The 12,000-nt window shown below is 59.1% G+C and carries 9 protein-coding genes and 1 riboswitch; of the genes, 2 read left to right on the top strand and 7 right to left on the bottom strand.

The annotated features are described in order from the left end of the window. Nucleotides 1-125: 125 nt before the first annotated feature. From polB to araB, 4 genes are all read right to left on the bottom strand, one after another. On the bottom strand, nt 126-2,486 hold the full coding sequence (polB, locus tag AAE045_RS17130; RefSeq protein ID WP_455548758.1) for a DNA polymerase II: 2,361 nt from the start codon (nt 2,484-2,486) through the stop codon (nt 126-128). A 75-nt stretch (nt 2,487-2,561) separates the two neighbouring features. Beyond that, a complete protein-coding gene (gene araD / locus AAE045_RS17125; RefSeq protein ID WP_455548757.1) occupies nt 2,562-3,257 on the bottom strand; it encodes an L-ribulose-5-phosphate 4-epimerase in 696 nt (231 codons plus the stop codon). Nucleotides 3,258-3,327: 70 nt separating this feature from the next. Beyond that, the gene (gene araA / locus AAE045_RS17120) at nt 3,328-4,830 is read right to left on the bottom strand and encodes an L-arabinose isomerase (RefSeq protein WP_455548756.1); all 1,503 of its coding nucleotides are present in this window, start codon (nt 4,828-4,830) and stop codon (nt 3,328-3,330) included. A 10-nt stretch (nt 4,831-4,840) separates the two neighbouring features. After that, nucleotides 4,841-6,547, bottom strand: a complete 1,707-nt coding sequence (gene araB, locus AAE045_RS17115; RefSeq protein ID WP_455548755.1) for a ribulokinase — start codon at nt 6,545-6,547, stop codon at nt 4,841-4,843. A gap of 339 nt (nt 6,548-6,886) precedes the next feature. On the opposite strand from araB, the gene araC reads away from it, so the two are divergent. Together araC and AAE045_RS17105 are read left to right on the top strand one after the other, a co-directional pair. Further along, nucleotides 6,887-7,732 carry an arabinose operon transcriptional regulator AraC gene (gene araC, locus AAE045_RS17110; RefSeq protein ID WP_202301240.1) on the top strand — a complete coding sequence of 282 codons (846 nt, stop codon included), beginning with the start codon at nt 6,887-6,889 and terminating at the stop codon, nt 7,730-7,732. A gap of 87 nt (nt 7,733-7,819) precedes the next feature. Beyond that, nucleotides 7,820-8,593: a DedA family protein gene (locus AAE045_RS17105; protein ID WP_455548754.1), complete on the top strand. Its 774-nt coding sequence runs from the start codon at nt 7,820-7,822 to the stop codon at nt 8,591-8,593. On the opposite strand, the gene thiQ is transcribed toward AAE045_RS17105, so the two are convergent. From thiQ to thiB, 3 genes are read right to left on the bottom strand one after another with little or no spacing between them, the layout of a single operon-like run. Continuing rightward, nucleotides 8,584-9,291 carry a thiamine ABC transporter ATP-binding protein ThiQ gene (gene thiQ / locus AAE045_RS17100; protein WP_455548753.1) on the bottom strand — a complete coding sequence of 236 codons (708 nt, stop codon included), beginning with the start codon at nt 9,289-9,291 and terminating at the stop codon, nt 8,584-8,586. The genes AAE045_RS17105 and thiQ overlap by 10 nt on opposite strands. After that, nucleotides 9,275-10,885 carry a thiamine/thiamine pyrophosphate ABC transporter permease ThiP gene (thiP, locus tag AAE045_RS17095; RefSeq protein ID WP_455548752.1) on the bottom strand — a complete coding sequence of 537 codons (1,611 nt, stop codon included), beginning with the start codon at nt 10,883-10,885 and terminating at the stop codon, nt 9,275-9,277. The genes thiQ and thiP overlap by 17 nt, the downstream gene beginning before the upstream one ends. Continuing rightward, on the bottom strand, nt 10,861-11,844 hold the full coding sequence (gene thiB / locus AAE045_RS17090) for a thiamine ABC transporter substrate binding subunit (protein WP_455548751.1): 984 nt from the start codon (nt 11,842-11,844) through the stop codon (nt 10,861-10,863). Before thiB ends, thiP begins: the two co-directional genes overlap by 25 nt. A gap of 35 nt (nt 11,845-11,879) precedes the next feature. Next, a riboswitch (TPP riboswitch) is annotated at nt 11,880-11,980 on the bottom strand. Nucleotides 11,981-12,000 lie beyond the last annotated feature (20 nt).

The raw sequence follows: 12,000 nt of genomic DNA, 5'->3' as shown, positions 1-12,000 counted from the left end.
TCAGTGACTAAGATTTGCAGGCAATAGCATTACGACCGCGCGCAAAAGAGGGCGGTAGTACAAAATGGGTTTTAGGATGTTTCAGGAGGGCGCTATGGTACTGGAAGCAGGCGCGTTCGTCACCGTCAAAATAGCCCTAATTGCCCTGTCATCAGTGTAGCAAAGTCATCCTCAAGGAAAGGTAAAATTCCCTCCGCCACGGGCTGCAGCTGGCGGGTGAGGTAGTGATCGTAGTCCAGCGGCGACTGCTGATAATCCACAGGTTCCGGTCCGCTCAGCGTCATGACGTACTTTATGGTGCCGCGGTTCTGGTACTGGGACGGGCGACCCAGGCGCTGATTATGCTCGTCCGCAAGGCGCGCGGCCCGCACGTGGGGCGGCACGTTTTTCTGGTATTCGCTCAGCGGGCGACGCAGCCTTTTGCGATAGACCAGCTGGCTATCCAGCTCACCCGCCATCAGGCTGGCAATGGTTTCGCGGATATAGTCCTGGTACGGCTCGTTGCGGAAGATGCGCAGATAGAGCGTCTGCTGAAACTGCTGGGCCAGCGGCGTCCAGTCCGTGCGCACCGTCTCCAGCCCTTTGAACACCATGCGCTGCTTATCGCCCTCCTGGATCATCCCCGCGTAGCGCTTTTTACTGCCCTCAACGGTGCCGCGTATGGTCGGCATCAGGAAGCGGCAGAAGTGCGTTTCAAACTCGATTTCCAGCGCGCTGCTGAGCTGCTGCGTCTCCTGCAGATGCTGCGTCCACCAGCTATTCACGTGCTCCACCAGCCGCTTACCGATGCGTGCGGCGTCTTCCTCAGAATGAGGCTTTTTAAGCCACACAAAGGTGGAGTCCGTATCGCCGTAGATCACATCAAAACCCTGCTCTTCGATGAGCTGCCGGGTTTGCAGCATGATCTGATGCCCGCGCATGGTGATCGACGAGGCAAGCCGGGGATCGAAGAAGCGGCAGGCGCTGGTGCCCAGCACGCCATAAAAGGCGTTCATAATGATCTTCAGCGCCTGGGAAAGCGGTTTGTTGCCGTGGCGTTTCGCCTCGTCGCGCCCGTGCCAGATCTGGCCGACGATTTCCGGCAGGCAGTGCTTCGTGCGCGAGAAGTGCGCCCCCAGGAATCCTTCGACAGAGCTTTCCGGCTCGGGGTGGGCCATGCCCTCAACCAGCCCGACCGGATCGATGAGAAAAGTGCGGATAATCGACGGATACAGGCTTTTATAATCCAGCACCAGCACGGAATCGTACAGGCCGGGACGCGAATCCATCACGTAGCCGCCGGGGCTTGCCTGAGGCGGAACTTCGCCCAGATTAGGCGCCACGTAGCCCGCACGGTGCATGCGCGGAATATAAAGGTGGCCGAAGGCAGCAACGGAGCCGCCGTGCTTGTCCAGCGGCAGGCCGTTGACGGTGGCGCGCTCCAGCAGGAACGGCATCAGCTCCGTTTTGTGAAAGATCCGCGTGACCAGCTCGCAGTCCTTCAGGTTGTATTTAGCCAGCGCAGGCTTGTCTTCGGCGAAGCGGCGGTTGATCTCATCCATGCGATCCCACGGGTTGTCGATCGATTTTCCCTCGCCAAGCAGCTCCTGGGAAACGGCCTCCAGCGAGAATGACGAGAAGTTCCAGAAGGCGGACTTCAGCGCTTCGATCCCATCTACGATCACTCTTCCGGCAGCCTGGGCGAAAAACACGCCCTGCTTAAAGCCGTGCTCGCGCCACTCCAGCACCGCCTTCCCGCGCCCAAGCCGCAGCGGAATCTGGTAGCGTTCCGCCAGCTTTTGCAGCATGCGCAGGTCGAACTGCACCACGTTCCAGCCGATCAGCACGTCCGGGTCGTGCTCCTCAAACCAGGCGTTGAGCTTTTCGATTAGCTGGGGGCGGCTGGGAACGTATTCGAGCGTGAAGTCCAGCCCGCTGGCGTCGCCGTTTTCCGGGCCGAGCATGTAAACAATACGCTGCCCGCAGCCCTCCAGCCCGATGCAGTACAGCTCGCCGTGGCGGTTAGTTTCGATGTCCAGAGAGACCCATTTCAGCGGCGGACGATAATCAGGCGCGGGCTTGAGCTTTGCTTCGGTAAATTCGCCGTTGCGCTCCACGCCGCTAAACCAGACGGGCGCGGTAATAAAGCGTTCCATCAGGAAGCGCTCCGGGGGACGAATATCGCCTTCATAAACCTTTACGCCGCCGTCGCGCAGGATCTTTTCCAGGCGCATAAGCTGGCGGTGCTGGCGGCAGTATAGGCCGCAGACGAGCTGCTGATGGAAGTCTTTGAGAGAAAGAGGGGTAAGCCGATAGTTGTTTTCGGCTGCAAGAATTCGTGCCGCTTCGCTTTGCTGCGGTTGCGGGATAAAAGCGACGGATTCCTGGTGCGGCAGGCAGACCTTAACCGGGCCATAATCCGTTGCCAGCCAGAATTCCACCTCTGTACCACGCGGGGTGTCCCGCCAGTGACGCGTTAGTAAAAAACCCTGACGAACTTGCGGCACGCTGCATTCTCATAACGGAAAAAGTGGCCTGATTATAGACCACTTCGCCGAAGATTACTGCTTTTATGTACAGTGTTACTGACCGTAATAGGCCTTCGCGCCGTGTTTGCGCAGGTAGTGTTTGTCCAGCAGCGTCTGCTGCATATCGGGCAGATCCGGCGTGAGCTGGCGGCAGAAGATCCCCATATAGGCGACCTCTTCAAGCACGATCGCATTATGCACCGCATCAACGGGATCTTTGCCCCAGGCAAACGGGCCGTGGGAATGCACCAGCACGCCCGGCATCTGAAGCGCATCAATGCCGCGCTCGGCGAAGGTTTTAACAATCACTTCGCCGGTCTGCCACTCGTAATCACCGTTGATCTCTTCATCGGTCATTTTGCGGGTGCAGGGAATGGTGCCGTAGAAGTAGTCCGCGTGCGTGGTGCCGGTGGCGGGGATGGACTGCCCGGCCTGCGCCCAGATTGTGGCGTGGCGCGAGTGGGTGTGAACAATGCCGCCAATATGCGGGAACTGCAGGTAAAGCAGACGATGGGTTGGCGTATCGGAAGAAGGTTTTTTTGTCCCTTCCACCACTTCACCGGTTTCCAGGCTCACTACTACCATATCTTCCGCAGTCATCACGCCGTAATCAACGCCCGAAGGTTTGATAACCAGCACGCCGCGCTCGCGATCGACGGCGCTGACGTTGCCCCAGGTCAGGGTCACGAGGTTGTGTCGCGGCAGGGCCAGATTGGCCTCCAGCACCTGGCGCTTTAATTCTTCTAACATAGCAGGTCCTTGGACGTTGTAGGGCGGATGGCGCACTGCTTATCCGCCCTACAAATACGTCAGGTAAGAGTTATCTTTTAAAGCTGTAATAAACCTCGTTCCAGCGCAGAGAGTCTTTGAACGCTGGCAGGCGGGTTTCGTTATCGATAACGGCGATTTCGATGCCGTGCAGCTCTGCGAAGGTGCGCATATCGTCAAGCGTCAGGGACTGGCTGAACACGGTATGGTGTGCGCCGCCTGCCAGGATCCACGCTTCGGAAGCGGTCGGCAGATCCGGCTGGGCTTTCCACAGCGCGTTCGCCACCGGCAGTTTTGGCAGCTGGTGCGGGGTTTCAACCGCATCGACGCAGTTCACCAGCAGCCGGAAGCGATCCCCAAGATCGATCAGGCTGGCGTTCACCGCCGGGCCGGTTTTGGTGTTGAAGATCAGACGGGCCGGATCGGCTTTCCCGCCGATGCCCAGGTACTGCACGTCCAGCACCGGTTTCTCCGGAGTAGAAATGGACGGGCAGACCTCAAGCATGTGCGAGCCGAGCACCATGTCGTTGCCGTTTTCGAAGTTGTAGGTGTAGTCCTCCATAAAGGAGGTGCCGCCCTGCAGACCGGTTGACATCACCTTCATGATGCGAAGCAGGGCGGCGGTTTTCCAGTCGCCTTCGCCCGCAAAGCCGTAGCCCTGCTGCATCAGACGTTGTACCGCAAGGCCCGGCAATTGCTTAAGCCCGTGCAGGTCTTCAAAGGTGGTGGTGAAGGCGTGGAAACCGCCGTCTACCAGGAATTTCTTCATGCCCAGCTCGATGCGCGCGGCGTCCAGCACGTTCTGGCGCTTTTCACCGTTAACCTGCGCGGCAGCGGTCAGGCGATAGCTACTTTCGTATTCATCAACCAGCGCGTTAATCTCGCCTTCGCTGATGGCATTCACGACGGAGACCAGATCGCCCACCGCGTAAGTATTCACGGCGAAGCCGAACTTCATCTGTGCAGCAACTTTATCCCCGTCGGTGACCGCCACTTCGCGCATGTTGTCACCGAAGCGAACGACCTTCAGCTGGCGGGTATCCTGTTTAGAGACGGCCTGACGCATCCAGGCACCAATACGTTTATGCGCCTGCGGATCCTGCCAGTGACCGGTTACCACGGTATGCTGCTGGCGCATACGCGCGCCGATAAAGCCGAACTCGCGGCCGCCGTGCGCGGTCTGGTTCAGGTTCATAAAGTCCATATCAATGCTGCCCCACGGGATTTGCGCATTGAACTGGGTGTGGAACTGCAGCAGCGGCTTGGTCAGGATGCTCAGGCCGTTAATCCACATTTTGGCCGGTGAGAAGGTGTGCAGCCATACGACCATGCCCGCGCACTTATCGTCGTAGCTCGCATCCCGGCAAATCGCCGTGATTTCGTCCGGCGTAGTACCCAATGGCTTAAGCACCAGCTTGCACGGCAGCTTAGCTTCTTTATTCAGCGCGTTGACGACGTGTTCGGCATTCTGCGTCACCTGACGCAGCGTTTCCGGGCCGTACAGATGCTGGCTACCAATCACAAACCACACTTCATACTGTTCAAAAATATTCATCGTTATGTCCTTAAAGAGTCGTCGCGGCCTGCTTTGCGGCAGAAGCTGCCGCAGGCGCTGAAGGAAGATAATGTTGCTCGGCGCTGGTGGCCCACTGCTGGTAGCGGCGGTAGAGCTGTTCAAAGCGTTCAGCGCGTAGCGGAATAGGTTGCAGCGTGCTTTCGACCGGGCTGGCCATCGCCTTCTGCGCCTGGGCGATATCCGCGTGCTTGCCTGCGGCTACGGCGGCGAAAATAGCCGCGCCCAGCGCACAGCACTGATCGGAAGCAACGATTTGCAGCGGACGGTTCAGCACGTCGCAGCACACCTGCATGATCACCGGTGACTTGCGGGCGATGCCGCCCAGCGCCATGACGTTGCTCACCGGGATCCCCTGTTCGGTGAAGCATTCCATAATGGCGCGGGCGCCGAAGGCCGTGGCGGCTATCAGCCCGCCGAACAGCGCTGGCGCATCGGTTGCCAGATTCAAGTCTGTGATAACGCCCTTCAGGCGCTGGTTGGCATTCGGCGTACGGCGGCCGTTAAACCAGTCGAGGATGACGGGCAGATGTTCCAGGGACGGATTTTTTGCCCAGGCTTCGGTCAGCGCGGGCAGCAGCTGTTTTTTGCTGGCGTTGATCCGATCGCGCAGCTCCGGGTGCTGCAGCGCCAGCTGCTCCAGCGGCCAGCCGAGCACGCGGCCGAACCAGGCGTAGATATCGCCGAAGGCGGACTGTCCGGCCTCAAGGCCAATAAAATCGGGGATGACGCTGCCGTCGACCTGGCCACAGATGCCTTTGACTGCGCGGTCGCCAACGGTTGGCTTATCGGCAATGAGAATGTCGCAGGTGGAGGTACCGATAACTTTCACCAGCGTATTCGGCTGGGCGCCTGCGCCCACTGCGCCCATATGGCAGTCAAACGCGCCGCCGGAAATCACCACGCTTTGCGGCAGGCCCAGCCGTTCGGCCCATTCTGCGGAAAGATTTCCCACCGGGATATCGGCGGTCCACGTTTCGGTAAACATCGGATAGGCGAGATTCTTATTGATGATGGGATCCAGCTCATCAAAGAAGCTTGCCGGTGGCAGTCCGCCCCAGCCTTCATGCCACAGGGATTTGTGGCCTGCGCTACAGCGCCCGCGACGGATATCCTGCGGGCGGGTGGTACCGGACAGCAGCGCGGGAACCCAGTCACAAAGTTCGATCCAGGACACGGCTGCTTTAGCGACTTTTGGATCTTCACGCGTGACGTGGAGGATCTTCGCCCAGAACCACTCGCTGGAATAAATGCCGCCGATGTAGCGCGAGTAGTCGGACTTGCCCGGCTGATGGCACAGGCGGGTGATGGCTTCGGCTTCTTCCACCGAGGTGTGATCTTTCCACAGCACGAACATGGCGTTCGGGTTGTCGGCGAATTCAGGATTGAGTGCCAGCACGTTGCCGCTGGCGTCGATTGGCGCGGGCGTAGACCCAGTGCTGTCAACGCCGATGCCGCAGATGGCGGCGCGTTGCTCAGCGCTCAGCTCTGCCAGCACGGATTTTATCGCCTGCTCCATGGATTCAATGTAGTCCAGCGGATGGTGGCGGAAGCGGTTGTTGGGGGCATCGCAGAAGCGGCCCTCCTGCCAGCGGGGATACCACTCTACGCTCGTGGCAAGCTCAGCGCCGTTTTCACAATCTACTGCTAAGGCGCGTACGGAATCGCTGCCAAAATCGAGGCCCAGCGCAATCGACATTTTTCTCACTCCATAAAGTAAAACTCTTGCAGTGAACATTAGATTTCTCAGCGCAAAAGAGTCAGGTCGTATTCGCTGTAGTTATGGAGGAATCTGCTGTGAGATCGCGAAGTGTGACGCCGTGCAAATATTCGATGTGGACTTTTCTGTCGTGGTTATAGACACTTTGGTTGGCTTCAAAAAAGCGGCCTCACGCCGATGAAAAGCGTAGGTGCTTATTGTTTGCGGCTTTATGATACAAATCAGCCTGTTCGTGAAAGCCGGTGCGCAGGCAGCGGGGCAGAAAACGATGATATGGACAAATGGTTTCTGTAAATCAATATAAGAGTGAGCGCAACGATGCCAGAACTGCAAAACGATCCCCTGTTACCCGGCTACTCTTTTAACGCCCATCTGGTGGCTGGCTTAACGCCGATTGAGGCCGACGGGCCGCTGGATTTTTTCATCGACCGGCCGCTGGGCATGAAGGGATATATTCTGAATCTCACCGTGCGCGGCGAAGGGGTGATTAACAACCAGGGCAAGAATTACATCTGCCGCCCCGGCGACATGCTGCTGTTTCCGCCGGGGGAGGTGCATCACTACGGCCGTTCGCCGGAAAGCAAAGAGTGGTATCACCAGTGGGTTTACTTCCGCCCCCGCGCCTACTGGCAGGAGTGGCTGAACTGGGAGTCGCTGTTCGCCAACACGGGGTTTTATCGCCCGGACGATACGCATCAGGAAGGGTTTTCGCAGCTGTTTCAGCAGATTATCGACGCGGGTCAGGCGGAGGGACGCTATGCCGAACTGCTGGCGATTAACCTGCTTGAACAGCTGTTATTGCGCCGCATGGAGGCGCTTAACGCTTCGCTGCAGCCGCCGCTGGATAACCGCGTGCGGGATGCCTGCCAGTTCATCAGCGACCATCTTGCGGACAGCCATTTTGATATAGCTGGCGTGGCGCAGCATGTCTGCCTTTCCCCCTCCCGCCTATCGCATCTGTTCCGCCAGCAGCTTGGCGTCAGCGTGCTGAGCTGGCGTGAAGATCAGCGAATCAGCCAGGCGAAGCTGCTGCTCAGTACCACCCGCATGCCGATTGCCAGCGTCGGGCGCAACGTCGGCTTCGAGGATCAGCTCTATTTTTCCCGCGTTTTCAAGAAGTGTACCGGGGCCAGCCCGAGCGAATTCCGCGCCGGATGCGAATAGCCGCTATTATCTATTCATACAATTGATGGCTTGACGATGTATGAGCCACTCAGGAGAATCGCCTGGTGATTTCTCGACGGATGCTTTATGGAAGCTTTTCTGCAACACCTTATAACCCAGTCTGCGGCATATTCGCTTATTGCCGTGATGCTGGTGGCATTTCTCGAGTCGCTGGCGCTGGTGGGCCTGATTTTGCCGGGTACGGTGATGATGGCCGGGCTTGGCGCGCTGATCGGCAGCGGTCAGGTCGATTTTTATCACGCCTGGGCGGCGGGGATCGTCGGCTGCCTGCTGGGCGACTGGATTTCGTTCTGGCTGGGCGGGCGCTTTAAAGGGCCGCTGCACCGCTGGTCCTTTATGAAGAAGAACAAGGCGCTGCTCGACAAAACCGAGCATGCGCTGCACCAGCACAGCATGGTAACCATCCTGATTGGCCGCTTTATCGGCCCGACCCGCCCGCTGGTGCCGATGGTGGCGGGCATGCTGGATCTGCCGGTTTCCAAGTTCATTCTGCCCAATATCATCGGCTGCATCTTCTGGCCGCCGCTCTATTTTATGCCGGGCATTCTGGCCGGTGCGGCCATCGATATTCCTGCGGATATGCAAAGCAGCAGCTTCAAATGGCTGCTGCTCGGCGTGGCGCTGCTGCTGTGGGTGGCCGGCTGGCTGTGCTGGCGCTGGTGGCGCAGCGGCAAATCGGGAACCGACCGCTTAACGCGTTTCTTACCGCGTGGGCGGCTGCACTGGCTTGCGCCGCTCACCGCGATCGCAGGTATTGCCAGCCTGGCTGCCCTTTCAATGCATCCGCTGATGCCGATCTACCTGAAGATTGTCTGGAAAGTGCTTTCGGGTCAGGCCTGATCCTTCCTGATGCCGAGCAGGGCTGAAGCGCTCGCTTCGCCGCTTAAAAGCGTTGCCGTGTCGCCATCCCAGGCGATGCGGCCATCCACCACAACAAGGCTCCGATTTGCAATGCGCACCGCGTCCTCAATGCTGTGGGAAACCATCAGCAGCGTGAGCCGCTGCTGCCCGCAAACGTCATCCAGCAGCTGAAGCATTTCCTGGCGCAGCGCCGGGTCAAGGGCCGAAAAAGGCTCATCCAGCAGCAGGATGGGCCGCTGGCGGACCAGGCAGCGGGCAAGAGCCACGCGCTGGCGCTGGCCGCCGGAAAGCTGGGTCGGCTGGCGGTCGAGCAACTCCCCGAATCCCATCTGCTCAGCAATATATTGCAGCCGCTGACGCTGCTGCCGGTCAAGCTTTAACCCCGGATGCATGCCCAGGCCAATGTTGTCCCGCACGCTCAGGTGGCTGAACAGATTGTTCTCCTGAAACAGCATCGAAACCGGGCGCCGGGCGGGGACGGTGCGCGTATGTTCCTGACCGTCTAAAAGGATCTCCCCGCTGGCAGGCTCCAGAAACCCCGCGATTAAACTCAGCAAGGTGCTTTTGCCCGCGCCGCTTGGCCCGAGCACCGCAACGCGTTCGCCCGCATCCACGCTGAGGGAGAAGCGCATCGGCAGGTGGTGATAAAGCCAGGTTACATCAGTCAGCGTCAGCATGGCGTCCCGGGAGTTTTTCAATCAGGGTGAACAGAATAAAGCACAGCATCAGCAGGATGAGCGCGGTCACGGCGCCGTCCTGGCTGCGATAAGAGCCAATTTGTTGATAAAGATAGAACGGCAGCGTGCGGAAATCTTCGTTGCCAAACAGCGCCACCACGCCAAAATCGCCGATGGATAGCACGCAGGCAAAGGCAAGGGCCTGAGCCAGCGGGATTTTTAGCGCCCGCAGATCGATAAGGCGCAGGCGGTTAAGCCCCGTGATATCCAGCGACTGACAAAGCTTGCCGTAGCGGCCCGCGACGTCCAGCATCGGGTTTTCCAGCACCTTTAGCGCGTAGGGAATGGCCATCAGCGCGTTGGTGAAAATCACGATGCCGTCGGCGGACTGCGGTAGCCCGACGGTGCCGTTGAGCAGCAGGAAAAAGCCCGTCGCCAGCACGATGCCAGGCATGGCGAGGATTAGCATGCCGCTCAGCTCCAGCGCCTGTCCGGCGAATGCACGGCTGCGCAGCCGCAGCTCCCGCGAACTCCATAGCAGCATCATGGTGATTATCACGCAGAGAACACCTGCGGCAACGGCAATGCGCAGAGAGGTAAAAAGCGCCTGCCAGAGCGCAGACTGCGAGAGTACCGAAGCGAAGCCGGTATTGATGCCGTCAATGATTACGGCCAGCAGCGGCGGCAGCAGCAGCAGCAGGGCAAGGCCGATAAGCGCCCCGTCGCACAGCCTGCGGCGCAGGTTATCCTGCGGATCCCGCCAGCCCTGAACCTGGCTTACGCCAACCGGTATCGCTTTGCTCAGGCGCTGGCTCATTACAACGAGACCGAGGCAGCAAAGCATCTGGATCAGCGCCAGAAGGGCGGCGCGGGCGGGGTCGTAGTCAAAGCTGAGCGCCTGGAAAATAGCGAGCTCAATGGTGGTCGCCCGTGGCCCGCCGCCGAGGGAAAGCACCGTGGCGAAGCTTGCGAAGCAGAGCATAAAGATGAGCGCTCCGGCGGGCAGGAGCTGGCGGCGCAGCCACGGCCATTCGACCAGGCGGAAGAAGTTCCAGCCCTGCATGCCCAGCTGGGCCGCGAGCTGGCGCTGTTCGCCGGGAATGTTTTCCAGCGCCTGAAGCAGCAGCCGGGTTGCCATCGGCATATTAAAGAAGACGTGGGCGAGCAGAATGCCCTGCAGGCCATACGGCGAAAATGACCAGTCAACCCCGAGCCAGGCACAAAGCGAGGCCAGCCAGCCCTCTCGCCCATAAACGGTCAGAATGCCAAACACCGCAACCAGCACCGGCAGCACCAGCGTCATGGCGCATAAGCGTAATAGCGCGAGACGGCCAGGGAAGCGGCGTCGATAAAGCGCCCGGGCGAGGAAAATCGCCGGGATCACCGACAGCAGGGCTGAGAGAAACGCCTGCCAGAACGAGAAGCGCAGGACGTGCCACAGATAGCTGTCCTGGGCCAGCGCCCGGAAATCCGTCTGTGGCGCGTTAAACCACAGCGCCAGAAAGGCCGTCAGGGCGACCGCCACCACAAGCGTGGCAGCGATGAGGCCCGGAAACAGCCAGCCGGGAATTAGCGGCTGGTGGCGCGAAGCCATGCGCTGATCCAGCTTGCCCGCAGGTCGGACACTTGTTGTGGCGTGAACTCCAGCGGAGTTTGCGGTTTATTCAGGCCGCTGAAGCCTTCCGGTAGCTTCACCTCCGTAACGGGGTACATCCAGTTGCCGGTGGGGATAGCGTTCTGGAAGCCTGGCTGGGTGATAAACTTCATAAACTTCGCTGCCAGCTCCGGCTGCTTGCTTGAGGCCAGGCGGGCCGCCACTTCTACCTGAAGATAGTGGCCTTCGCTGAAGTTCGCGGCGGCGTAGCTATCTTTCTTCTCTTCAATGATGTGATAAGCCGGAGAGGTGGTATAGCTGAGGACCAGGTCACCTTCGCCCTTCAGGAACAGGCCGTAGGCTTCAGACCAGCCTTTGGTGACGGTCACGGTTTTCTTCGCAAGCTTCGCCCAGGCCTCCGGCGCTTTGTCGCCGTACACTTTTTGCATCCACAGCAGCAGGCCCAGGCCCGGCGTGCTGGTGCGGGGATCTTCGTAAATCACTTTCCAGTTCTGCTCGCTCTCCACCAGTTCTTTCAGGCTCTTCGGCGGATTTTTAAGCTTGTTTTTGTCATACACGAAGGCGAAGTAGCCGTAGTCGAACGGCACGAAAGTCGTATCTTTCCAGCCGCCGGGCACTTTCAGCGCGCTGGTATCAACGTTGCTCGGGGCAAAAAGCCTGGTCTGCGTGGCGGCGGCAATCAGGTTGTTATCCAGGCCCAGCACCACGTCGGCCCTGCTGTTTTTACCTTCCATGCGCAGACGGTTTAACAGCGAGACGCCATCTTCCAGCGCCACGAATTTCAGCTCGCAGTTACACTCGGCCTCAAAGGCCTTTTTAACGGCAGGCCCCGGCCCCCAGTCTGCGGAAAAAGAGTCGTAGGTATAGACGGTGAGCAGCGGTTTGGCGAAAACGGGGGCGGCGATGAGCATGAGCAGCGGAAGAAACTTTTTGAACACTTTGCACCTCTTGAAGTAGGGGTGGCAAAGGACTTTGAGCGTAACCTCTCAAATCCCTTCGCCGGCGTTATCCGGATCAGGTTCGACGGGTATTATCTCAGCCAGAATTTTTCATCCAGCACCCCGTTGAGCAGCAGCGATTGTACGTATTTCCTG

The organism is Dryocola clanedunensis (genome assembly GCF_038405435.1).
In the GTDB taxonomy this organism is placed as follows: domain Bacteria; phylum Pseudomonadota; class Gammaproteobacteria; order Enterobacterales; family Enterobacteriaceae; genus Dryocola; species Dryocola clanedunensis_A.
Note: the sequence above shows the minus strand (reverse complement) of the source record. Positions and strands in the feature narration are given on the sequence as shown.